Source organism: Synechococcus sp. SYN20, assembly GCF_014279555.1.
Taxonomy (GTDB): Bacteria; Cyanobacteriota; Cyanobacteriia; order PCC-6307; family Cyanobiaceae; genus Synechococcus_C.
Map to the genome: position 1 here is coordinate 1,006,191 of NZ_CP047959.1, position 22,557 is coordinate 1,028,747.

Annotated in this window: 21 protein-coding genes; 10 read left to right on the forward strand and 11 right to left on the reverse strand. The window is 53.2% G+C overall.

Going from position 1 to position 22,557, the window contains the following annotated elements; all coding sequences use genetic code 11:
• The first annotated feature begins 14 nt into the window (after positions 1-14).
• The 7 genes from lysA to SynSYN20_RS05320 are packed head-to-tail and all read left to right on the forward strand — an operon-like array spanning position 15 to position 6,500.
• Entirely contained in the window at positions 15-1,376 is a 1,362-nt protein-coding gene (lysA, locus tag SynSYN20_RS05290) for a diaminopimelate decarboxylase (RefSeq protein WP_186525478.1), read from the forward strand.
• A 30-nt stretch (positions 1,377-1,406) separates the two neighbouring features.
• A complete protein-coding gene (gene cdaA, locus SynSYN20_RS05295; RefSeq protein WP_186525014.1) occupies positions 1,407-2,240 on the forward strand; it encodes a diadenylate cyclase CdaA in 834 nt (277 codons plus the stop codon).
• Entirely contained in the window at positions 2,237-3,010 is a 774-nt protein-coding gene (locus SynSYN20_RS05300) for an isoprenyl transferase (protein WP_186525015.1), read from the forward strand. The genes cdaA and SynSYN20_RS05300 overlap by 4 nt, the downstream gene beginning before the upstream one ends.
• A 49-nt stretch (positions 3,011-3,059) precedes the next feature.
• Positions 3,060-4,037, forward strand: coding sequence for a biotin synthase BioB (gene bioB / locus SynSYN20_RS05305; RefSeq protein ID WP_186525016.1), 978 nt, complete (start codon positions 3,060-3,062; stop codon positions 4,035-4,037).
• Positions 4,037-4,984, forward strand: a complete 948-nt coding sequence (locus SynSYN20_RS05310) for a rhodanese-related sulfurtransferase (RefSeq protein ID WP_186525017.1) — start codon at positions 4,037-4,039, stop codon at positions 4,982-4,984. Before bioB ends, SynSYN20_RS05310 begins: the two co-directional genes overlap by 1 nt.
• 35 nt (positions 4,985-5,019) lie before the next feature.
• Positions 5,020-5,997, forward strand: coding sequence for a DUF952 domain-containing protein (locus tag SynSYN20_RS05315; protein WP_186525018.1), 978 nt, complete (start codon positions 5,020-5,022; stop codon positions 5,995-5,997).
• Complete coding sequence (locus tag SynSYN20_RS05320; protein ID WP_186525480.1) at positions 5,997-6,500, forward strand: hypothetical protein; 504 nt, start codon at positions 5,997-5,999, stop codon at positions 6,498-6,500. The genes SynSYN20_RS05315 and SynSYN20_RS05320 overlap by 1 nt, the downstream gene beginning before the upstream one ends.
• Here the strand turns inward: SynSYN20_RS05320 and lipA are convergent.
• Positions 6,482-7,384, reverse strand: a complete 903-nt coding sequence (gene lipA / locus SynSYN20_RS05325) for a lipoyl synthase (protein WP_186525479.1) — start codon at positions 7,382-7,384, stop codon at positions 6,482-6,484. The genes SynSYN20_RS05320 and lipA overlap by 19 nt on opposite strands.
• A gap of 31 nt (positions 7,385-7,415) precedes the next feature.
• Positions 7,416-7,985 (reverse strand): recombination mediator RecR, encoded by a 570-nt coding sequence (gene recR / locus SynSYN20_RS05330; protein ID WP_370586562.1) that lies wholly within the window; start codon positions 7,983-7,985, stop codon positions 7,416-7,418.
• A gap of 104 nt (positions 7,986-8,089) precedes the next feature.
• Here recR and psbP point away from each other — a divergent pair, with 104 nt between their 5' ends.
• Both psbP and SynSYN20_RS05340 read left to right on the forward strand, forming a co-directional pair.
• Positions 8,090-8,644, forward strand: a complete 555-nt coding sequence (gene psbP / locus SynSYN20_RS05335; RefSeq protein WP_186525482.1) for a photosystem II reaction center PsbP — start codon at positions 8,090-8,092, stop codon at positions 8,642-8,644.
• 202 nt (positions 8,645-8,846) lie between these two features.
• Complete coding sequence (locus SynSYN20_RS05340) at positions 8,847-10,070, forward strand: NHLP bacteriocin system secretion protein (protein ID WP_255476382.1); 1,224 nt, start codon at positions 8,847-8,849, stop codon at positions 10,068-10,070.
• 196 nt (positions 10,071-10,266) lie between these two features.
• Here the strand turns inward: SynSYN20_RS05340 and SynSYN20_RS05345 are convergent, their stop codons facing one another.
• The 6 genes from SynSYN20_RS05345 to SynSYN20_RS05370 all read right to left on the reverse strand — a co-directional run bounded on the left by SynSYN20_RS05345 (position 10,267) and on the right by SynSYN20_RS05370 (position 19,379).
• Positions 10,267-12,078, reverse strand: coding sequence for a TolC family protein (locus tag SynSYN20_RS05345; RefSeq protein WP_186525020.1), 1,812 nt, complete (start codon positions 12,076-12,078; stop codon positions 10,267-10,269).
• Between the two features lie 272 nt (positions 12,079-12,350).
• A complete protein-coding gene (locus tag SynSYN20_RS05350; RefSeq protein ID WP_186525021.1) occupies positions 12,351-13,487 on the reverse strand; it encodes an FUSC family protein in 1,137 nt (378 codons plus the stop codon).
• Entirely contained in the window at positions 13,487-14,446 is a 960-nt protein-coding gene (locus tag SynSYN20_RS05355) for an aromatic acid exporter family protein (protein ID WP_186525022.1), read from the reverse strand. Before SynSYN20_RS05355 ends, SynSYN20_RS05350 begins: the two co-directional genes overlap by 1 nt.
• A 27-nt stretch (positions 14,447-14,473) precedes the next feature.
• Positions 14,474-15,382, reverse strand: coding sequence for an LCP family protein (locus SynSYN20_RS05360; protein ID WP_186525023.1), 909 nt, complete (start codon positions 15,380-15,382; stop codon positions 14,474-14,476).
• Positions 15,383-15,449: 67 nt separating this feature from the next.
• Complete coding sequence (locus tag SynSYN20_RS05365) at positions 15,450-17,540, reverse strand: cation:proton antiporter (RefSeq protein WP_186525024.1); 2,091 nt, start codon at positions 17,538-17,540, stop codon at positions 15,450-15,452.
• Between the two features lie 30 nt (positions 17,541-17,570).
• Complete coding sequence (locus SynSYN20_RS05370) at positions 17,571-19,379, reverse strand: ABC transporter ATP-binding protein (protein ID WP_186525025.1); 1,809 nt, start codon at positions 19,377-19,379, stop codon at positions 17,571-17,573.
• Positions 19,380-19,475: 96 nt separating this feature from the next.
• On the opposite strand from SynSYN20_RS05370, the gene SynSYN20_RS05375 reads away from it, so the two are divergent.
• The gene (locus SynSYN20_RS05375; protein ID WP_186525026.1) at positions 19,476-19,661 is read left to right on the forward strand and encodes a hypothetical protein; all 186 of its coding nucleotides are present in this window, start codon (positions 19,476-19,478) and stop codon (positions 19,659-19,661) included.
• A 19-nt stretch (positions 19,662-19,680) separates the two neighbouring features.
• Here the strand turns inward: SynSYN20_RS05375 and SynSYN20_RS05380 are convergent, their stop codons facing one another.
• From SynSYN20_RS05380 to SynSYN20_RS05390, 3 genes are all read right to left on the reverse strand, one after another.
• The gene (locus SynSYN20_RS05380; protein ID WP_186525027.1) at positions 19,681-20,037 is read right to left on the reverse strand and encodes an RNA-binding protein; all 357 of its coding nucleotides are present in this window, start codon (positions 20,035-20,037) and stop codon (positions 19,681-19,683) included.
• Between the two features lie 374 nt (positions 20,038-20,411).
• Positions 20,412-20,666, reverse strand: a complete 255-nt coding sequence (locus SynSYN20_RS05385) for a hypothetical protein (RefSeq protein ID WP_186525028.1) — start codon at positions 20,664-20,666, stop codon at positions 20,412-20,414.
• Positions 20,667-20,714: 48 nt separating this feature from the next.
• Positions 20,715-22,520, reverse strand: a complete 1,806-nt coding sequence (locus SynSYN20_RS05390; RefSeq protein ID WP_186525029.1) for a DEAD/DEAH box helicase — start codon at positions 22,518-22,520, stop codon at positions 20,715-20,717.
• Positions 22,521-22,557: the final 37 nt, after the last annotated feature.

The following is a 22,557-nucleotide window of genomic DNA, read 5'->3' on the forward strand; positions in this document are numbered from 1 at the left end:
TTCCTGACGACGCCTTGGCCACACCTTATGAATCCGGCTGTGATCCCGTCAGCCCCAATCGCAATCTGGCTCCCGTGTCGGCTGAGCTCGATGATCAAGGCCGTCTGATGGTGGGGGGCTGCTGTCTGAGCGAACTCGCAAAGCGATACGGTACCCCGCTTTACGTCCTTGATGAGGTCAGTATTCGTGCCTCCGCTCAGGAGTATCGGGAAGCCTTAAAGCGTCATTACCCCGGTGATTCCCTTGCCGTGTATGCATCCAAAGCCCATAGCTCCCTGGCCTTAACAGGCCTCGTGGCCTCAGAAGGGCTTGGTCTTGATGCCGTCTCCGCTGGAGAGCTGCTTACAGCCCTTAACGGCGGCATGCCACCGGAGCGCATGGTGCTGCATGGCAACAACAAATCTGTTGAGGAGCTCGCCCTCGCCTACAGCCATGGCGTGATGGTCGTAGCTGATAACCAGCACGATCTGGATTGCCTGGCTGAGCTCGTTCCTAAGGGCGGAGCGCCCGTGCGCTTGATGCTGCGTTTCACACCGGGCATCGAATGCCATACCCACGAGTACATCCGCACAGGACATCTAGACAGCAAATTCGGGTTTGATCCCGATCAGCTGCAGCCCGTGTTAATAGCCTTGGCAGGGTGTGCGTGGGCTCGTGTTGAAGGTCTACATGCGCACATCGGGTCGCAGATTTTTGAACTGGATCCGCATCGGGATTTGGCGGCTGTGATGGCTGATGCCCTCAAGTTGGCCCGTGAGCTCGGTCACCCAGTACGTGATCTCAATGTTGGTGGTGGACTCGGAATTCGCTACGTCGAATCCGACGATCCACCGTCGATCGATGCTTGGGTCAAGGTGGTGGCAGACGCGGTGACCGTGGCGTGCCGGGAGCGCGGTCTTGAATTGCCACGCTTGATGTGCGAGCCAGGTCGTTCTCTGGTGGCGTCCAGTGGCGTGACGGTTTACACCGTGGGCGCTCGCAAGGTGGTTCCAGGCGTTCGCACCTACGTCTCCGTTGACGGTGGCATGAGCGACAACCCGCGTCCGATCACCTACCAGTCGCTCTATACGGCATGTCTTGCGGACCGCCCCCTGGCGCCGGCAGACGAAACGATCACCTTGGCTGGGAAGCACTGTGAATCCGGCGACGTGTTGCTCAAGGATTTGTCGTTTCCGTCTTGCCGCAGCGGTGAGGTGCTGGTGGTCCTGGCAACAGGTGCCTACAACCTATCGATGAGCTCGAACTACAACCGGATTCCGAGACCCGCTGCTGTGTTGGTGCATCAAGGACAGGCGGAACTGATTCAGCGGCGTGAGCAGCCAGAGGATTTACTGCGTTATGACCTGATGCCAGATCGCCTGCGCTCGGTACACTGAGCTTGAACTATTGAGAGGTGCATAAACGGAATGGCGGTGTTGCAACTTCGCCTGCTGATCGACGTTTTATGCGCTTCTGCTCTCGGTTTTCTTCTTTTTACGAGAGTCAACGAGCAGCGAACCCTTTGGCTGTTGAGGGGTTACCTGTTTCTCGTTGCTCTGGCTTGGTTTGTCAAGCGGTTTTTCAATCTTCCGCTGACATCGACGTTGGTCGATGCATTAGTTCTCGCCTGCTCCCTTTCTCTGGCCATTCTTTGGCAGGGCGAATTGCGCCGCTTGATGGAGCTCCTCGGCACAGGGCGGCTCGCCGTTCTGTTGGGCAATCCTCAAAGCAAGCTCAGAGCGACCGCCAGCACTGTCGCTCAATTAACCGATGCTGCAGGTCGGCTGTCTAAATCTCGCCGCGGTGCCTTGATCGTGGTGGATTTAGGCAGTGACTTGCGCCCCGAGGATTTCCTGAACCCAGGGGTAACCGTCGACGCTCAGTTGAGCAGTGAACTCCTTCTCAATCTGTTCGCTTCCGACACACCTCTCCATGACGGTGCCGTTGTGCTGAAGGGAAATCGCATTCTTTCTGCTGGCGTGATCTTGCCGCTGTCGCGTCAAGGTATCAGTCGCTATGGCACAAGACACCTCGCGGCTTTAGGCATTACCGAACGCTTTGACCGCTGTATTTGTGTGGTGGTTTCTGAAGAAACAGGCACGTTGTCGCTCGCGAATCAGGGCAAGCTCGAACGTCCGATCACCAGTTCGCGTCTTCAGGATTTATTGACCGAGTTGATGGCGGCTCCGGTGTCCTCTGCTTCAGCGAAAACCGGGTCTTCACGTAGCGTGAAAAATGCTTCCCAGGACTCATCGCTTTGAGTCAACGCTTGGTCACTAGTTCAGATGACGCTCGGATTGAGGTTTGTCCTGCCGAGATCAATCCTCAGCGTTTGCCCGCCCATGTGGCAGTGATCATGGATGGCAATGGACGCTGGGCCCAATCAAGGGGCTTACCGCGTGTAATGGGGCACCGGGCAGGTGTTGAGGCTCTGAAAGCGACCTTGCGTCGTTGCAGCGATTGGGGTGTGAAGGCTCTTACCGCCTACGCCTTCTCCACAGAAAACTGGTCTCGCCCAGGAGATGAAGTGAATTTTTTGATGACGTTGTTTGAGCGGGTGCTCGAACGCGAGCTTCAGGCTTTGGAAAAGGAGAGGGTTCGGATCCGTTTTCTTGGCGATCTTGAGCCTCTGCCGTCCCGTCTGCAGTCCTTGATCGACGAAGCGACGAAGCGTACGGCGTTGAACGATGGAATTCATTTCAACGTTTGCACCAACTACGGAGGACGGCATGAGCTGGTTGTCGCAGCCAGACGGCTGGCTGAACGGGCAGCAACTGGTGAGCTGGACCCCTCCATGATCGACGAGCAGACCCTCGCTGGAGAACTGTTCACAGCGGGAGAAATTGATCCCGATCTCTTGATTCGCACGAGTGGTGAACATCGAATCAGCAATTTTTTGTTGTGGCAGCTCGCTTACGCCGAAATCCACGTCACCGATGTTCTCTGGCCCGATTTCGATCGTGAGGCCTTAGTAAGCGCGTTCTTGGATTATCAAGGTCGAACCCGTCGCTTTGGGGGGTTAGTGGTCTAATCGCCGATGCTCTGGGATCCTGAGGGTTCGAGGTTCTCTCTCAGGGTTGATGACGGAAGCGGTTGAAGTGCGCCATGACTGGACGCGAAGCGAGATCGAAGCGCTTTTGGATCTTCCCCTGATGGATTTGCTTTGGCGTGCTCAGGGGGTGCATCGTGCCACCAACCCTGGATATCACGTCCAGTTGGCTTCGCTGTTGAGTGTCAAAACGGGAGGGTGCGAAGAAGACTGCGCGTACTGCCCCCAATCGATGCATCACAGCAGTGATGTCACAGGTCAGCCCGAATTGCAGGTGGCTCCTGTTTTAGAGCGAGCCAAAGCTGCCAAGCAGGCTGGTGCGGACCGATTTTGCATGGGCTGGGCTTGGCGTGAAATCCGCGAAGGTGCCCCATTCGAGGCGATGTTGCAGATGGTGAGTGGAGTGCGTGCCTTGGGGATGGAAGCTTGCGTCACCGCCGGGATGCTCACCGATGACCAGGCAAAGCGTCTCGCTGAGGCGGGTCTAACGGCCTACAACCACAACCTTGATACCAGCCCTGAGCACTACGACAAAATCATCACGACGCGGACCTTCCAAGAACGCCTGGAGACGCTTGAGCGGGTGCGTCAAGCAGGTGTGACTCTCTGCTGCGGCGGCATCATTGGTATGGGGGAAACTGTGAAGGACAGGGCCTCCATGCTGCAGGTGCTGGCGTCGATCAATCCCCATCCGGAGAGCGTTCCGATTAATGCTTTGGTGGCGGTAGAGGGCACTCCGCTCGAGGAACTGCCCCCCATCGATCCCATCGAGTTGGTTCGCATGATTGCCGTTACGAGGATCCTCATGCCCGGCAGTCGGGTTCGCCTCAGTGCGGGTCGGGAACAGCTCAGCCAGGAGGCGCAGATTTTGTGCTTGCAAGCTGGTGCGGATTCGATTTTTTATGGCGAAACGCTCCTCACGACTGGAAATCCCGCGGTGGAGGCTGACCGTGCGCTGCTTCGAACTGCCGGTGTGCAGGCCAACTGGCACTCCCCAGCGGCTGCCTGATGGGAGCTGCGATGGGAGCAGATGGGATTCAGGACGATCTGCTAGTTGCAGCTTTTTATGCCTTTACCCCGTTGGCGGACGCCGATCAACAGGAGCTGCTAACCGCCCTGCCCCCCCTGGCGCAGGCTGAAACCGTTCTTGGTTCGGTGTTGATCGCTGCTGAAGGTGTGAACGGCACGGTCTGTGGTCCTTCGTTGGGAGTCGAGCGATTGCTAGCCCTTCTACGCAGCCAGCTTCCGCTTGGTGAGGCCCATTACGACTGCCTGGAGGTGAAGCGCAGCTGGAATCCTGATCAAGTGTTTCGACGCTTTAAGGCCAGGAGCAAGCGAGAGATCGTGACGCTTGGACAACCGCAAGTGGATCCTCGTGACAGTGTTGGCACCTATGTGGATCCTCAGGATTGGAATGCCTTGATTGATGATCCCGACACGCTGGTGATCGATGCGCGCAACACCTACGAGGTGGAGATCGGCAGTTTTGCAGGGGCCTTAAATCCGCAAACGGAAAGCTTCCGGGACTTTCCCGACTGGGTGGATCAGACGCTTCGTCCTCGCGTTGCGCAAGAGGGCCCTAAGCGCATTGCCATGTTTTGCACCGGTGGCATTCGCTGTGAAAAGGCCAGCAGTTTTTTGCAACAGCAGGGCTTTGGTGAAGTCCATCATTTGCGTGGAGGCATTCTTCGCTATCTCGAAGAGGTTCCAGAGCAGAACAGCCGATGGCGAGGGGAGTGTTTCGTGTTTGATCAGCGCGTTGCGCTGAATCATCAGTTGGAACGAGGTGACTACTGCCTATGTCATGCCTGCGGTTTGCCGGTTTCCTCTGAGCAGCAAACCCTGCCGAGCTACATCAAAGGCGTGCAGTGTTTGCATTGCATCGATCAATTCACAGAGGCCGATCGCCGCAGATTTGCCATGCGCCAACAACAGATCGACCAGCTTCAGGCCTAGTGCTTCAGTGGCCATGTCTTGCTTTCAGACTTCGCTTGCTGCCCATCCTCTACAGCTTTCGCCGTTGTCCCTATGCGATGCGTGCTCGCTGGGCCCTGCTCCAGGCCGGTCTCATGGTGCAGTGGAGAGAAATTGAACTCAAAGCCAAGCCTGCAGCGATGTTGGAGGCCTCTCCTAAGGGCACGGTTCCGGTTCTGGTCTTAGCTGACGGCAGCGTGATCGATGAGAGTTTGGCGATCATGCGCTGGGCTTTGCAGAAGGCTGATCCCTGTGGCGTGTTGGAGGCTGAAGACTCAGTTCTTTTGATTGAAGAAAATGATCGGTCGTTGAAGCATCATCTCGATCGTTTCAAGTACTCCGACCGTTATCCCGGAGCCTTAAAAGAGGACCATCGCCAGGCTGGTCTTGTCATTTTGCGCAGCTGGAGCGAACGCATCAGCAGGAACGGCTGGTTGCTGGCTGATCGGATGGCTTTGGCGGATGCGGCCCTATGGCCGTTTGTACGGCAGTGGCGTCTGACCGATGCGGCTGGATTTGATGCTGATCCTCACTTGGCACCGTTGCGGGAATGGCTGATGCGCTTTCTCGCTGATCCGATGATGGAACGATTGATGCAACGTGCTGATCCCTGGTTGTCAGGTGGAATGCAACCGATTTTTCCGGCTGATGCCATTGCAATTCCCATGGATCAACCGCTGTTTCATCTCGCCTTGGAATCCGATTGGCAGGCTGCTCTAGAGCGAGGCGACTATCGCGTTTCAACGCGCGGCTTGTCCCTCGAACAGGTGGGATTCATTCATCTGTCTTGGCAAGAGCAGCTGCAAGCCACGTTTGACCGGTTTTATGCCGACGCTGGTGCCGTCCTAACGCTCAGAATCAATCCGAAGCTGGTGTCTGCCCCCCTGCGAGCAGATGCCATCCATACAGGCGTGCTTTTCCCGCATCTGTATGGCCCACTTCCCATTGCCTCGGTGGTCGAGGTGAGTCCTTTCTCTTTTCTGCCCGCGTGCTGATGCTCAATGATCTAGAAGCTCAGGCACGCGAACGTGGCTTGCTGCTGCGCCTCAAAGTTGGACGCCCCCTAGGGCTTTGGAGTTTGCGCTTGGTGGTGGCTGAACAGTTGGCAGCTGATCGCTTGCAACTCCAGGGCGAGATGAAAGCTTGGGCCTATGGCGCTACCACTGGATTGCAGCTCGACACCATGCGAGTTCGGCCCCAAGCTCCCGCTGGCACGGGAGATCTGATCTGGGCCGCCACCATGGCTTGGGCGCTTGAGTCCACCCCTTGCCTAAGGGCCAGGTTGTTAGCGATACGGGATGCAGAGGGCCAGCATCGTCGCTTGGTGCGTTACTTCCAGCAACGTGGATTCAGCACGGTGCATGAGGTGGAAGCCGCTGTTTGGGACTTGCCTCTGCGGATGGTTTGGGGTGGTGCTGGCGCTCTGATGACGGCGGATTGTGCCGAGGTGCAGCAGCGAGCTGTGCAGCGCTGGACGGCTCAGTCTCCCGCTGCGTGATAGCTGCTGCGAACCAATGGCCCACTACGCACTTGAGTAAAACCAAGGTCTGTGGCGATGGCCCCAAGCTCTGCAAATTCCGTGGGGTGCCAGTAACGCGCTACGGGGATATGGGCCAAAGATGGTCGGAGGTACTGGCCGAGTGTGATGCGCTGACAATCCACTTGGCGTAGGTCTTTCAAGGTGTCGATGACTTCCTCTTTGCTCTCGCCCAAGCCGAGCATCAGGCCGCTTTTGGTGGGTATCGATGGGGCAAGTTCTCTGGCCGCGGCAAGCAGCCCAAGCGAGCGTGTGTAAGTCGCCCCACGGCGGACTTCGGCTTGCAGTCGCTTCACCGTTTCAAGATTGTGGTTGAAACAAACGGGCTGTGCCTTGAGAACGCTGGCGAGACGTTGCTGTTGAGCCTGGAGGGCTTTGGCTTGATCGGCTACACCGCCCCAGAAGTCTGGGGTGAGCACTTCGATAGCGATCAAGGGATTGCGGGCACGGATCGCCGCCATTGCGCTTGTGAACAAGCTGGCTCCATGGTCTTCAAGGTCATCGCGGGCTACGGCCGTGAGGACCACGTAGCGCAGACCCATGCGAAGCACGGCTTCTGCCACCCGTTCCCCCTCCTCAGGGTTCAAGGCTTCGGGCGCACGGCCTTTATCGACTTGGCAGAACGCACAACTACGGGTGCAGATGGAGCCGCCTAGCAAAAAGGTTGCGGTGCCGGCTGCGTAACACTCCCCCCGATTAGGGCAGCGTCCCTCCTCGCAAATCGTGTTCAGCCCGTTTTGTTTGACCAGGGATTGCACCTGCTCAATCGCCGAGGCATTACCGATGGGACGTCTCAACCATTCGGGTAAGCGCTCACTGGGGCGGATTTCGCTGTAACGGCTCATGCTCTTTTTCATGACCGCGGCTCTTGGAGTTTCATTCAACTGCTCGACGCCCTTCCAAAGCCCGACTCAAGGTGACATCGTCGGCATATTCCAGTTCGCTTCCAACGGGAAGGCCGTAGGCGATTCGACTCACTTCCGTAAACGGTTTGAGTAGGCGTGCCAAATAAAGACTCGTGGTATCCCCCTCCACGCTTGGGGTGAGAGCAAGGATCACCTCTTTGATTTCATCTGCTGCGACCCTTTTGACGAGGCTGCTGATCTGCAGCATTTCTGGTCCGATGCCGTCCATTGGAGAGATCAGGCCACCCAAAACGTGGTAGGTGCCTACATATTCTCTGGTGCGTTCGAGGGCGAGCAGATCCCTTGAATCGGCAACGACGCAAAGCAAGCCGATGGAGCGCTCTGGATTCCTGCAGATCTCACAGGTGGGTTCCGCACTGAGATGGAAACAGGTTTGACATTCCCCCACCTGACTCCTTGCTGCCAAGAGAGCATCAGCAAAACTATGGATCTGCTCTTCTGGTTGGCGCAGCAAATGAAGGGCCAGCCGTTGTGCGGTCCGTGGACCAATGCCGGGGAGACGTTCGAACTGGTCGATCAACCGTGCTAACGGTCGGGTGAAGCCGCTCAGAACTCTTTTGCAAGTCTTTGAAATCTAGGCAGGGAGATCTCCGGGCAGAATGGGATCGATTCATGAACGATTCGATGCGCTTTCCGTTGCAAGTTCCGCTCCGATCGCTCCTCAGCATTGTCTGTGTTGTGTTGCTTACCGCTTGCAGCGGTGCTGGAGCCGGCCTTAACTCGTTCCAAAGTCCTGACGGCAGATATGCCTTCCTCTATCCCACGGGTTGGACCCGGGTGGCGGTTACGGGGGGCCCCACGGTTGTTTTTCACGATCTGATCAACAGCGATGAAACGGTGAGCCTTGTGGTCTCGGAAGTGAATGCTGATAACGACCTGCAGGCACTGGGCAGTGCTGTTGCCGTTGGGGAACGTTTGCGCCGTGACGTGATCGCTCCAGATGGCAGCGGCCGCAATGCTGAGTTGATCGAGGCACGAGAGCGGGAGGCCTCAGGTCATACGTTCTATGACTTGGAGTACGCCGTGCATCTTCAGGATCGCGATCGCCATGAGCTGGCCACCGTCGTTGTGGATCGAGGCCGCTTGTACACCCTTGCCACAAGCACCAATGAAAGCCGCTGGCCTCGCGTTAAAGACTTATTTGAATCTGTGATTACATCGTTTACGTTGTTGATCTGATCTGTGTTTGCAACTGTGGGAAGGAATGAGCCTTGAACATCGATGACAGACGATTGATGTTCGAAGGTTCGTCCTCATCCCTGGTTGTCACGATGGTCCTGCAACAGCGACAATTATTGTGTCTTTGATCTCCTTCTATAAGATCAAAACTCGTTGGGATGGTCTTGATGACCATCAACAAGTTGGTGCTTGTTTGGCGGGAATGGGGGGACTGCTTGGCATTTGGCTTCTGTTTTGGCCTGTTCCTACTCAAGTTGAGGGTAAAGGTGTTCTGATCTATCCAGATAATGCTGGTGTTTTGAATGCCAGGTCTGCTGGTCAAGTCTTGAACGTTGATGTAGGTGTAGGCGATCGCGTTGAGAAACAGCAGGTCCTGATGACGCTGTACTTACCTGAGCTTGAACGTGAACTAGAGCAAGAGAAAGGCAATTTAAATCAGCTTCAAAAACAAAATATCGAGTTAAATCAGCGCGATGCATTGAGGCTTGAGACGGCACGACAAACTCTTGATACCACTCTCGCTAAGCTCAAAGACGACGAGCGCCGCCTGGGTGAACTTCAGAGCACTTTTGCCGGGAAGCTTCGCAATCTTGAATGGTTATCGCGGCGGGCTGTGGTGGCTCCACTGTCTAGCGATGTGGTGTCGGCGCAGCAAGGACTGACAAGTACCAGCGTTGCTTTGGATGATCTCAAGATTCAAAGCAAACAGGCCCTTACATCATTTCAACAAATCAAACTTGATCTTGAGTCTGAGCAGCTCGATCGGACCTTCGTGATTGATGATCTGAAGCGGAAAATTCGCGTTAGCGAGGCGAAATTGGCCTTTGATGGCACGATCACAGCGCAGCGCGACGGCCGCGTGCTGGATCTTCAGGTGATTCCTGGTCAGACGATCAAAATGGGGGATCGTCTTGGCACGATTGGCCGTGGTGATGTGGCACGAGGTAACGGCCCCGATCTGATCGCTGTTGCCTACTTCCCACCTGCGGATGCGCGTCGACTACCCCTTGGGTTGCCTGTTGAAGTGGTTCCGCGCTGGAACCAACGAGGGCGTTTTGGTGGCATTGAAGGAAAGGTGAAGAGTGTGCTCACGTTGCCTGCAACGCAGGAAGATATCGCCACGACAACCGGTAATGCACAGTTAGCGAATGACTTGGCTGGAGATGGCCCAGTGATGCGTACTGAGATCACTCTGCAGCGTCAATCAACGTCTGATGATGGTTTCCTTTGGACGCTTTCTGATGGCAGTGGAGTCTTCCCGATTCGCGATGGTTTGACCGTGGATGCCTTTGCTTATGTGGAATGGCGCTCACCGATTACCTATGTCTTGCCAGGGCTTCGTTCGCTCACAGGCGGTTATCGCTCATTGAGGATTGATCGCCTTTTTGATCGACCTTTCCTGCGTCAACCTGACACTCTTCCCTGATTCTGTTTCTAAAATGTCCATACGCCCATTACTGAAGCAAGAGATTCCTTGGTTGATTTCTGAGTTGGTTTTATTGATCGTTCTATTAAATGCCAATCCACCAGAATTATGGTTTTGGTTTGTTGTCTTTTTAGTGATTTTTGGATATCGAATTGAGCGCTGGTGGACTTCAAGGACTAACTAGCTAGGACTGTTTTCAAGGAAAACTAAGAGTTAATTGGGTTAAAACTGGATGGTTTGGATTTTTAGGCATGGGCAAGAGTTCACGCAGCATGCGTGCATAGGTGACATTCACATCCACAGTGGCGAATAACCGTCGTACCAAGGCATTCACGAGCTGTTCCTGGGTAATGGAAAGGTCGATTTCATCGCTGAGCCCAGTCTGATAGCGCAATTGCGTGTCTCGGAAGGCCTCTTTGCTGGCGCCTACCGCTCGTCTGGCTGAGACTAATTTCGCCAAGCTGGCTTCATGGTTTAAAAAAGCTCGCTCCAGGCGTAAGCGAATCGCATTTCGGGTGTTTGCATATTGTTCGGCGGTTGCTTGCTCTTGAAGTTGCAGTGCTTTCACTCTGTTTGACGTTCCACCGGCATCAAAAATCATCCAGTTGAAAGCCAGCCCTACCGACCATTCGTACCCACTCACCTGTTCGAGGGGAAGAAAAGTATCTCCGCAGCATCCACCCCCGATCGGCGCAAGATTGAAGGTTCGCTCCACGGATCCCAGGCCACCGGCTGCTGCAAACAGGCTGAGTCGAGGTAGTAGCTGGGCAGCCGCTTCGTCTTGGCGACGGATGAGGGCCTGTTGTGTGGTGAGAATTGCTGTGAGTTCTGGATTGTCGTCATAAGCCGCCAACACAGTTTTTTCTAAGTTCAGGGGCCATCGTGGTTGGAGGCTGATGGGATCCTGTGCACTGGGTGTGACCTCACTTGACAGGTTGAGAACAGTCCAAAGTTCGCGTCGGGCTACCGCACGATCAGCCATCGCTTGGATCAAGCTTTCTTCATCTGCAGCGAGAAGGCTGCTCCGTCTCAGCAGATCTACTCTCGGAACAAGACCAGCTTGTTTGAGATCAAGAGTGTCCTCCAAAACAACCAGATCAGTACGAACGATTGCATCGCGAATCTGTACAAGTTGCTCAGCACGTTGAAGGTTGTAATAGGCCTCACTCACTTCAAGCTGAATGACTCTTAACCGGTCGGCATAGAGATTTTCTTGTTGTGTGAGTCGGGCTTGCGCCGCTTGAACTCTGGGAGTTCGAGCAAAATTAATAATGTCGTAGTCGACTTGAAGGCCCGCATCGGCGGAAACGCCATTCATTACAGCGCCGAGACCCCCTCCGGATGGGACGTAGAAGGGGCCAGCGCTTGCTCCGCTGACCTGGTTTCCATCGTTTGTGAAAGCAAAATTGGGCGTTTGACCTTTTCGGTTAAAGAGTGATCCCAGCCCGTAAGTGTTGTTGCCGTAGGGGTTGTACGTGGTTGTTCCGCTTTGAAATCCATCGACATTGGCGAATATGCTGATCGTTGGCCAGTAGCGACTTGATTCGGATGCAATGGTGGCGGCCTGGGCCTTGATTAAATCCCGCTGAGCACCAAGGGAAGGATTGTTGCGGAAGGCAAGCGTGACAGCATTTTCAAGCGTGAGAGAAAGAATGCGCGCTGGCTCGTCAGCCGAAGAAGGAAGGCGAAGAAGAGGGTCTGGCTCCGTATCTTGATCTGTCAGCTCAGCGGATGCGGGGGCATTGACATCGATGAGCAGTTTGGGCACTTCTAGGGATCTGAGATCGTCACTGCTCTCGATCGCTGGTGCTGGGCCGGTCAACGTGTCAATGGCGTCAACTTGGTTATTGAGACGTTCCCAACTTTTTTCAAGTTGTTCTGTTGTGCCACCTTCATCAAGAGGTGCCACGTTGGTCTGGGCAGATACAGGCGCGTAGGTGCCGCAAATCAATCCGATCGCGGATAGGTAGCGGGTTAGGACCAGATCACAGCGGGAGGATTTCAACACGTGCTTCGGATAATCTCTTCAATACGACTTTTGGGTATGTTTACGCACATTGGTCACGTGTGATAGGTGCCCATTGCCCAACTTCGTTGAGTTTGATCGCTAGCGATCCAGATCGATGGTGACCATGAGACTGTTTGTAAGCTGAACGATGCTCCAACCAATGATCGCCAACATCTTCAATTATTTTTTAAGTGAATAGTCTGAGTAGTTGGCAAACAGATTCCAATATGGAGATCGACTTCACTCTCTGTGATTGAAAGTGCTTGAAGTCTTCACCTGTGAATGTTTGTGATAGTTGACTTGGAGTGGGGAGATGTCGCTTCTACGATTGCTGATCTGATGTAATCAATGAGGGTCACTCTTAGGATAATTTGTCTGACCTGTTGTTTGCTTATCTGTTTGATATCAGTGGTAAAAGTTCCTTCTGTAGTCTGTTCAAGCCATTGATTATAATCTTGAGTTAGAGTCTTGATTTCAAGCATTGCTTGAGGATTAAACTCTTGACAATTGATCGTTTTGGGTTTTTTTAGTTCTGCGCTGATTCTCAGTATTTGATTGCTCATTATGTCGATTAACTCTGATTCTTTGTAGTGGAGTTGCTTGATATGATCGGGCTTCTGAATGGGCATTGTCAAGCTTTTTATGGCCCATAAAGAGGTGAGTAGCTGTGAAGTTAAAAGATCGATTCTGCACCAAAGGCCATGCAATGGGTGCTGTTCAGGATTGACACCCAGCTCCATCTGTGCCAAGACCTGTTGTTGTCTTGCGGCATTGAGTTGTTTCTGGAGGGAGATGCGGATTGCCTGTTGTTGTTTTGGCGAAGTCGCAGTTGGAAACTGTTGTTTGAGTCGACTACTTTCATTTATTAATTCTTGTCCGATCGAAGAAAGAAGTGATGCAAATTGTCCATGTAAGTTGGGGATTGTTCGACTGGGCCATATCGATTGTGAGGCCCACAGTGAAATGACAATGCCAAGCCCAGTCCAGAAGAGGCGAATGGGACCCCAAACAGTTGCGTTCTGTTCATGGACAAGCCATCCCATCACGATGATATTTCCAGCCACTTTGTAGCCCACTTGCAGTCCTAGGATTCCTCCAAAAAGCCTGGTTATAGCAAGTGCGAGACCTAGTCCTAAAGCAAGAGGAAGCTCAAGCCCACGTGTAAAAATAATTAGAATAATGACACCCATGAGTGAGCCCAGCAGCCTTTGAATGCCGAGCTTCATTGAATTGCCGTAGGTGCTCGATAAGACAGCTGTTGTTGTTAACGGTAGGTAATACCCATAGGGAATGGGGCTTAGGAGGCCAAGCCCGGCACTTAATCCGGTTACAACTGCTAGTCGTAGATCTTGTCGTGTAAACCAGTGTCGCTGCTGGTGTCCACGTTGGGAATGGTGGATATCGTCCATCATCGATGCATTCCTTGAATCAAAATGCGATTGAGTCTCCTTTGACTGCTGACGAGTCGAAGGAATCGTGTGCACTCCTCCTCCAGAAGGATCTGTTGTGCAAGACCAATCGGATGAAGCTGATTTTGATCATGAAGTTGTAATCGATTCCAACCAATCACATGGTTTGGATCTAATTGTTGCGCTAATTCAGGTAATCGCAGAGGCTGGTACTTACTGGATAAAGAATCTAGAAGTCGCTCGATTAATATCCAATGTGATTGAAGACTACGCCAAAGGCTGATGCGTTGATTCCAGCGCAGCCGAGTGAGCTGATCGCGACGCCGCGGACTCAGTTGTTGCTCGATATTCATCAGACGCTGGATTTCTAAAATATTTCTCGTGAGCGAAACAGGATTCAAGGGGGCTGGCATTGGTGTGAGTCCCTGAAGGGCTTGCATATGTTGAAACATTCGCTGATTTAGTGTCGCCATTAATAGTTCATGGAGCTCTTCCATACGCTTCAAGCGATCTTTAGGCCAAAGCAAATGGCTTATCACTAACGCTACGCAAATACCAACTAGGGTATCAATACTTCTATTTAGAACGTAATTCCAATCCAATAGCGTGTAATCATGGATCCCTAAAAACATCACAGTGATCACAACAGCAGTCGACAAACCGCTGGTCCAACCGAGGCGCCGAAGCAAGGGAACGGTAATGAGAAGACTGACCAAAATTCCGATCCAGCCTGATAGAAGCGTGTGAACTAAAAAAACAACCAACCCCCCAGTCACCGTGCCGAGAATCCTGCCCCGAGCGGCTCGGAGTGTGTTTTCATCTTGATCATCTACTACGAATATTACGGCCAAGACCGGATACCAAACGAAGTTGATGCGGTCAAAGTGTTGAGCGATTGCACAGGTGATTAAGACACTGATTCCCAGTCGCAGGCTTTGTTTGACAAGGTTGTCGTTCATGCTGGAAGTGCTAGCTTTTAGACGCGTTCAGAACAACAATTGGAAGCGCCTGCTGCTGGACTCAGTCGCATCGACTCCCCTTGTTGTCTCCTTCCCGGGCCATTGTGTGTCGAGATAACTCACCCCATTTTGATAAAAAGGACGGGCTTTTAGTCGACTCGTTTGAAGATCTGTTGTTCCCATAGTGGTGATTAACTTGCCCAACTCCATAGGACCAAGATCGGTTTCAAGATTACGTCCAGCTGCTGTGATTAGGGCTGGCAGGCTGATCAGATGTTGAGGTTGGATGAGTTTGTTGAAGAGACTTTTTAACACAAGTTGTTGTCGGTCAAGTCGTCCTAAATCACCCTGTCCATCATGGCGCCAGCGTAGAAACCCTTCGAGCTCACGGCCTTTGAGGACCTGGCGACCTGGTTGAAGATCGATCAATAATCCTTGGCTTTTATCTTGGTAGTAGAGGCGTTTTGGTACATCAACTTCTAGACCCCCAAGTAAATCACTAATGGTGCGGATCCCTTCTAAATTAACGAGTATATGATGATTAATGGGGCGACCCATTAGGCGTGTTAATTCTGTTTTAACAGCATCTGGCCCACCTCTGGCATGGAGTGCGTTGGCCTTCATTGGTCCAAAGCTGCGCGAATCGATATAGCTGTCTCTTGGAACTTGAATGATTGAAGTATCACCGTTCTCAATGCTTAAAATAAAAATAGTGTCTGTATTGCCGCCTCCAGCATCCATTCCGAGAACAACGATGTTCTCATTATCAAAGCTCGACCAGCCTTCGAATGGGTTGCTGATTGAGGTCAGCTTGGGGAGTTCTGTTGATGGAAGGAGAGATCGACTCAGAGGTATCGATAGGAGCAATCCACCAAAGAGTCCAAGCACTGCCGCTGTGAGCAGGGATTTTCTGTTCGGACTTCTTTGGCCGTTCATCTGCAAATCTTAGGTCTGTTCCTCCAACAGTTCGATTGTGTTGAAGTTTGTGTGGTGTGAATCACGATTAATTGAGGGGATCGCTGATCATTAGGGCTGGGCAGGCCAACTGATGGACCAAATTGCTCGTGCGATCACTAGCCGGAATGGGGAGGCCCGCGACCCGCCGTCGTTGTGATCGCAAGATCACGAGATCTTGGTTTTTGCTGAACCAGTGGATTTTTGAATCGATGCCTGGTCCCTGCAGCAATTTGATTTGAATTTGTTGGCTAGAGATGTTGCGAGGACACCAACTCATCAGTTGCTGCTCCATCCAGGAGCGTTCGTGTCGGTTAAAGCGTGGATCATGGATGTGGAGAAGACTAATGGTGGTGGATTTTGGGTCTGGTGCGGTGGATAGGAGCCGAAGGGCGAGCTCAAATTGTTCGCGGGCACTCGCCGATAGATCTTTGATTGGAACCAGGATTTGGTTGAGATCATTGAGTTCTCGTCGGCCAAGATTGGCAACGACCACTGGGCAATGCGCGGTTCGGCAGACCCCGTCGACCAGGTCTCCCAGGAGCCATTTGCGCAGTGGGTCAGGCCGTCCTGCTCCAATCAAAAGCAGATCGGCACCCTCCTCTAAAGCGCTTCGACTCATGCCTGCAGCGATGTCATCATCCACGCGCAACAGACATCGCGTGGTTGCTGTGAGGCCCTCTCCGTTGCTTGCCGCCTGATTCAGCCGGGCTCTTGCCGCTGATAGCGCTCGATTTAAGCCACCGCGGGCCTCTTCAAGGCTTGGACTCACTAATGCGAGGGGCAGGAGCTGTCCGTTGTGATCGCCTTCTCCCTGGGAGAGTCGAGCGGCCAATTTCAGCAGGCTCAACTCTGTGTCTGGATTGGCAACTGGGACCAACACTTTGAGAGGGCGGCGTACCACTTCTCCGGGGACCTCTTGATCTTCATCGAGCCCTGTTGTGCCGTATGGGGAGCGCTCATTTGGTTCCATCAGGGCCACAACGGAGCGTGTGGTGAGAGTTGGACCGAGAGTTGCAGTCACAACCATTACGGCAAGAACGGCGTTGAGAACTGTGTTGTCGAGTAAGCCGGCCTGAAAACCAATGAACGCGGTTGCAAGCGTGGCAGCCACCTTGGGCATGGCAAGTGACCACATCAGCAGCATTTGATTGCGGCTGTAGCGGAACCAGCGCCCAGCGATCACAGCAGCAAGTGCCTTGCATCCCAAAGCTCCAGTGAGCATTAGGGCGGTGAACTCAATGTTGCTAATGCTGTCGGCGATGCTGCCGAGATCGAGCAGCAGTCCCAAATGAATGAAGAAAATGGGGATGAATAAGGCTCCCCCTACAAAGATCACCTGCTCTTTGACCTTGCCTTCTGGAAGGACGGAATTCACGGCGAGCCCAGCCAAAAAAGCGCCCACGATTTTTTCAACCCCCGCGAGTTCAGCACCGAGGGAGGCCACAAACAAGGTGAGTAACACCGCCAGAAACACCCTGTTTTCATCGATGACGTTGCGCATCCATAGATGTCGCCCAATCATTCGAATGCCCAAGACGACGACACAAGCAAACACGCTGATGCTGATGAGCAGCGCAATAAAGCTGCTCGGTGTGAGATTTCCCTTGCCAAGGCCTAGGGCTACAGCGAGCAAGACCAGCGCTGCAATGTCCGTGAAAATCGTGCTTCCAACGCTCACAATTACGGACTCGTCACGCTGGGCGCCGTAACTCCTCACGATCGGATAGCCGAGCGGAGTGTGCGTTGCCATCAGGGCTCCCAATAGGAGACTGGGTACTAAGGGGAAGCCAAAGATCTGGCCGATCCCGAACCCTGTACCAACTCCGAGCACAAAGATCAGGGCCCCAAATGTCACAGAGCGTCTTTTGACTCTGTTGAACTCTTCAAGGTCGATCTCTAGCCCGACTGTGAACAGCAGATAGATGGCTCCGATATCGGAGAGAAGGGTGATCGTTTCACTTTTGGCATCGATCCAATGCAACACATGGGGACCGATCAGTACGCCAGCGACTAAGAGTCCGACAAGATCAGGAAGCCTTAACCGTCTTGTGATGGGTGGAACCAAGACGCTGATCGCAACAAGCTGGGCAAAAATGCCCAGTGGGTGATGCATCAGGTGGGATAGCGAAGCAGCCATCAGTGAAGTCTTGGAAGAAAGGTTTTGGCGTTAGAGGCTCAGCGCTTCGTCACTACGTAAGCCAGCTTGAACCCGCCAGAGGTCGGAGTAAGCGCCTGGTTTGTGCAGAAGTTGATCATGGGTTCCCTGTTCCACAATGCGACCAGCGTCCATCACAATGATTTGATCGGCATGCCGCACGGTGCTGAGTCGATGCGCAATAACCAGTGTGGTCCGATTCGCGGTGATGCGCATTAGTGAACGCTGAATCGCAGCCTCTGTTTCATTGTCAACAGCGGCCGTTGCTTCATCGAGGATCAATACGGGCACATTCTTTAAAATGGCTCTAGCCAAGGCGATTCGTTGGCGTTGACCACCTGACAAACGCTGACCACGCTCTCCTACAACCGTATCAAATTCTTGAGGTAGGCCTTGAATAAAGGCTAGGGCTTCGGCTTGTTCTGCTGCCCAAATAATGGACGACTTGGATGCTTCTGAAGATCCGTAGGCAATATTTTCAGCGACGCTTCCGTGGAAGAGGTAAACGTCTTGACTCACGAGTGCAATGCAGCGACGAAGATCTTGCAGATGCAGCGATGCAATTGGATGGTTGTCAAGAAGAATCCTGCCGCTACTGAGCGGATAGAGCCTCAGCAGTAGTTTGACCAATGAACTTTTACCTGAACCTGTAGCACCCACAATGCCAATTGTTTGTCCAGCATGAATACTTAGGTCGAACTTGTTCAGCAGTGGTTCGCGATCTTTATAGGAAAAGCAAACTTGTTCATAGCGTATGTCTCCTTTGATATCACTTGGGTTGAGGCGAATGTTTCCGCTGGCGATCTGAATCGGTGTGTCGATGAGATCTAGAACGCGCTGAGTGGAGGCCATTGATCGTTGGTAATCATCTAGGGTTCGCCCTAAGGTGGTTAGAGGCCACAGCAGTCGCTGGGTTATGAAAACCAGAAAGCTGTAGGTTCCCACTGCGATTAGTCCTTGCCAGGCTTGGATGCCTCCGATCAGAAGAATCGCTAAAAAGGCAAATAAGATCGCAAAGCGAATAAGGGGAATGAAGGCGGCAGAGATTCGAATCGCCTCACGATTGCACTGCTGGTAGGCATTACTCGCTGTACGAAGTTGTTCGAGTTCCCATGCTTCAGTTGCAAAGCTTTTGATGGTGAGCATTCCACCAAGATTGTTAGACAGTCGGGAGGCGAGATCTCCAGCTCTTTGGCGGACGTCGCGATATCGCGGAGCGAGGCGGCGTTGAAAACTGAGTGATCCCACAAGGATGATTGGGATCGGAACAAATGCGAAGAGTGCCACGCCTGGTGCCAGGAGTGCCATGGCGCTACCGACCAGCAGAACGGTGGTCACTAATTGCAGAATTTCGTTGGCACCACGTTCCAGAAAGCGTTCGAGTTGATGGATGTCATCACCAAGCACGGTGAGTAGCCGTCCAGTGCTGTCTCGCTCGAAAAAATCCATCTCAAGCTTTTGGAGATGGTCATAGGCTTCTAATCTCAGGCTGTGTTGCGTGGTTTGTGCAAGATTGCGCCACAAAACGCCGTAAAGATATTCAAAAAGTGATTCTGCTGTCCAGACCAGGAAGGACAGCAGCGCAAGCACGATGAGTTGGCTTGGCACTGTTGTGGCACCCAAAGCTGCCAGCCACGATGAATCCTGTTGAACAACAACATCAACGGCCAGGCCGATCAGAACAGGAGGAAGTAAATCAAAGACTTTGTTGATGATCGAGCAGCTCACCGCGATCCATACCCGTCTTCTGTAGGGCTGAAGATGGCTCAGAAGCCTTGGTAGGGCAGGCTTTATGCGCCTAGCTGGATTGGGAGCGGCCATCATCTATGGCAAGACGCTCTATTCAAGCGTTGTGTTGCCCAACAGCGTCAAATTTCTTGAAACGGTGTAGACCGGAACTAGAGATCGGGGAACTGTATGACTCGTTCAAGAGCGTTCAATCGTTTTCATCGCTTCTTAGCGCGGAAGCATCGAGATGAAGTACGGAATGCCGCTTCTGTTTTGCCTGCTGATGAGACAAGACCAATGGATCACATTCAAAAATTGATGGATCGCAGTTTCGTTTTGGATGACAGGCTCGAAATGGAGGAAACGGCTCGATGAGCTGTCTCCTCCATTCGGATCACCAGCGGTTGCCGCCGCCGTAACCGCCGCCGCCGCCGCCGCCGCCGTTGCCGCCACCGCCGTAACCGCCGCGGCCGCCACCGCCGCCGCCGCCGCCACCGCCGCCAGTGCGCTCACGTGGAGTTGCTTTGTTGACGCGGATCATGCGACCCATCCACTCCACGTTTTGGAGGTCGTCGATGGCTTTTTGCTCATCTTCGTCTGTGGCCATTTCAACGAAGCCAAAGCCGCGTTTGCGACCTGTTTCGCGATCGAGAGGAAGACTTGCGCTCTTAACCTCTCCGTATTGACCGAATAGATCGAGAAGATCTTCCTGTTCTGCCTGGAAAGACAGATTGCCGATGTAGATGGTCATTACCTGAGGGGACCGTTGGACATTTGATCAGAAAAGTTTTGGTCCGAAAAGGAAAGTCCTTGATGCTGAAGCTGGAGAGCTGAAGCTTGGGGGAGCGAGCCGATCAGAGCCGAACATGAAGCTGATGCAACACCACGCTACAGGCTTGCCTGGTGCAATTTCTCAACATTCGAACAGAAAATCGAAAAGTTTCATTTTTTTCGCTGTTCTGTTGCATGGTCAGGAGATCCTGACCATGCTCATCATGTTTTTTCCCTACTCAAAGGTTTGCTGAACGAATCAGTTCAGGCCATGGGGAAGGGCGGTTTGAGCTAGGTCGACAATGACTCAACAACGACATTGTGCTGCTCAGAGCATCTTGACTCTGATTGATGTCACTGTGTTTGAAGGAGAGGCCCGTACTTCTCGTTAGCGCGTTCTTTGCAGAATTTTTGGGCTTGCAGGATGGAAGCAATGCCTTTCCCGTTCATCTCTTTGGTGAAGCATGAGCAAGTGAAATCACCCATGCCTTCGGGAAGAGTTAGCCCAGCTTGAGACATTGCGGCAGAGACGCTAGCCATGCAGAACTTTTTGATTTCTTCTGAATCATCGGAAGCTTGCGCTAACGATCCTGAAGTTGTGATCAGCATCGGTGATAAGCAGAGACTGATCACAATCCGGAGACGAAGATTCAAGAGTTAGGAATCCTTGCGGATTTGAAGCTCCTGGTTCATCACTTTGAGCTGGCGAAGAGAATTAAAGACGTTCTCTGGCATGCCTTTGGGAAGGTCTACAAGGCTGTGCGTTTCAAAGATCTGAATCCGGCCAATCATGCGTCCTTCCAGTCCTGATTCATTGGCAATTGCGCCAACGAGGTTGCCCGGTTTCACGCGATCGCGATGACCGACTTCAACTCTGAATCGTTCCATGTCGTCTTCTGGCGGGCGTGATGCACGCTCTGGTCTCCTGCCGCGGTCGTTGCCTCGGTCTCCGCGTCGGTCATCGCGCCGGTCGTTGCGCATGGGAGCTTTCAGCCAGCTTTCATCGCCTTGGACCAACAGTGGGCCTTCACCAACAGCCAACCTCATGGCGGCCAGAGTGAGTTGGCCTGGCTCTACCTCGAGCTCTTGGGCCACTCTTTGGATGAGCTCCTGAAGCAGTGCGGTCTCTTCTTCAGGTTTGTCTTCGCTGGTAGCTTCAGCGCTGAGGCGGGTGCGAAGTCGGTCCAGACGACTCTGGTTGATTTCGGCATTGCTAGGGATATCCATTGGTTCAATGGCCTGTCCCACAGCGCGTTCGAGATTGCCGACGAACCTGCGCTCCCTGGGTGTGATGAAGAGGATTGCTTCCCCGCTGCGTCCAGCTCGGCCCGTACGTCCGATGCGGTGGACGTAAGCCTCACTATCAAAAGGCATGTCGTAGTTGATCACGAGACCGATGCGGTCAACGTCGAGACCACGCGCTGCAACATCGGTGGCAACCAGAATGTTGACGGTTCCTTTGCGGAGGCGTTCCACGGTGCGTTCCCGTTGGTTTTGGGGCACGTCGCCGTTGAGCACAGCCACGTCGTGACCGGCGGCTTCCAGGGATTCCGCAACCGTGAGTGTGATGGCTTTGGTCCGCGCAAAAATAATCACGCCTTCGCCAGTCACTGCTTCAAGCACACGGTTAAGCGCTTCGATTTTGTGAGAGTTCTGCATCGTGATGCAGCGATGACGGATCCTGCGCGCCTCTTTCTCCTTCGTCTTGATCGTGATTTCTGCAGGTTCACGCAAGTAGCGCTTGGACAGCCTGCGAATTTCGTTCGGCATCGTCGCTGAAAACAGCACGACCTGACGTTCTTCAGGTAATTGCTCGAGGATCCATTCGACGTCGTCGATGAAACCCATACGCAGCATTTCATCTGCTTCGTCTAGGACCAGGCTGCGCAATCCGCTTGTGTTCAGCGTTCCTTGGCGCATGTGATCCATGACGCGTCCTGGAGTCCCAACCACAACATCAACGCCACGTCTTAAGGCGTTGATTTGGGAGCGGAAATCAGACCCTCCGTAGATCGCCAACACGTTGAGGTGGGGATGCCCAGCGGAATAAGCCTTGAACGCTTCCGCCACTTGCATCGCCAGTTCACGGGTTGGTGCCAGCACAAGCACGCTCGGGAGCGGGCTGTCGCCTTGCAATCTCTCCAGTAAAGGCAGAGCAAAAGCTGCGGTTTTTCCCGTGCCTGTTTGCGCTTGGCCCACGAGATCGCGCCCCAGCATGAGCTCAGGGATGGCCGCCTTTTGGATGGGTGAGGGTTCTTTGTAGCCCTTGTCAGCAAGGGTTTTTAAGAGTGCGTCACTGAAACCGAATTCCGAAAATCCGGATGGAGCTTCTGGTTCTTCAACGCTCTCGACGACTGTTGTAAAAACCTCTTCGGTGGTCTGAGAAGCGGTGCTCTCAGAAATCTCAGACATGCTGAGATCTACTGAACAGGACCCTGAGTCCTGAGCTGGTGTATTGGTCATTCTTGAAAGGCAATTGCCTGATTAATCCTTTAAATCA

Bases quoted from the DNA above. Each gene is read 5' to 3' on its own strand.
- psbP (WP_186525482.1), top strand. From the start codon at position 8,090: ATGCGCTTTCCGTTGCAAGTTCCGCTCCGATCGCTCCTCAGCATTGTC.
- SynSYN20_RS05350 (WP_186525021.1), bottom strand. From the start codon at position 13,487: ATGGACGATATCCACCATTCCCAACGTGGACACCAGCAGCGACACTGG.
- lipA (WP_186525479.1), bottom strand. From the start codon at position 7,384: ATGAGCCGTTACAGCGAAATCCGCCCCAGTGAGCGCTTACCCGAATGG.
- SynSYN20_RS05375 (WP_186525026.1), top strand. From the start codon at position 19,476: ATGACTCGTTCAAGAGCGTTCAATCGTTTTCATCGCTTCTTAGCGCGG.
- SynSYN20_RS05380 (WP_186525027.1), bottom strand. From the start codon at position 20,037: ATGACCATCTACATCGGCAATCTGTCTTTCCAGGCAGAACAGGAAGAT.
- SynSYN20_RS05365 (WP_186525024.1), bottom strand. From the start codon at position 17,540: ATGGCTGCTTCGCTATCCCACCTGATGCATCACCCACTGGGCATTTTT.
- SynSYN20_RS05385 (WP_186525028.1), bottom strand. From the start codon at position 20,666: ATGCTGATCACAACTTCAGGATCGTTAGCGCAAGCTTCCGATGATTCA.
- SynSYN20_RS05340 (WP_255476382.1), top strand. From the start codon at position 8,847: ATGGGGGGACTGCTTGGCATTTGGCTTCTGTTTTGGCCTGTTCCTACT.
- SynSYN20_RS05360 (WP_186525023.1), bottom strand. From the start codon at position 15,382: ATGAACGGCCAAAGAAGTCCGAACAGAAAATCCCTGCTCACAGCGGCA.
- SynSYN20_RS05310 (WP_186525017.1), top strand. From the start codon at position 4,037: ATGGGAGCTGCGATGGGAGCAGATGGGATTCAGGACGATCTGCTAGTT.
- SynSYN20_RS05390 (WP_186525029.1), bottom strand. From the start codon at position 22,520: ATGACCAATACACCAGCTCAGGACTCAGGGTCCTGTTCAGTAGATCTC.
- cdaA (WP_186525014.1), top strand. From the start codon at position 1,407: ATGGCGGTGTTGCAACTTCGCCTGCTGATCGACGTTTTATGCGCTTCT.
- SynSYN20_RS05370 (WP_186525025.1), bottom strand. From the start codon at position 19,379: ATGGCCGCTCCCAATCCAGCTAGGCGCATAAAGCCTGCCCTACCAAGG.
- SynSYN20_RS05355 (WP_186525022.1), bottom strand. From the start codon at position 14,446: ATGAACGACAACCTTGTCAAACAAAGCCTGCGACTGGGAATCAGTGTC.
- SynSYN20_RS05320 (WP_186525480.1), top strand. From the start codon at position 5,997: ATGCTCAATGATCTAGAAGCTCAGGCACGCGAACGTGGCTTGCTGCTG.
- bioB (WP_186525016.1), top strand. From the start codon at position 3,060: ATGACGGAAGCGGTTGAAGTGCGCCATGACTGGACGCGAAGCGAGATC.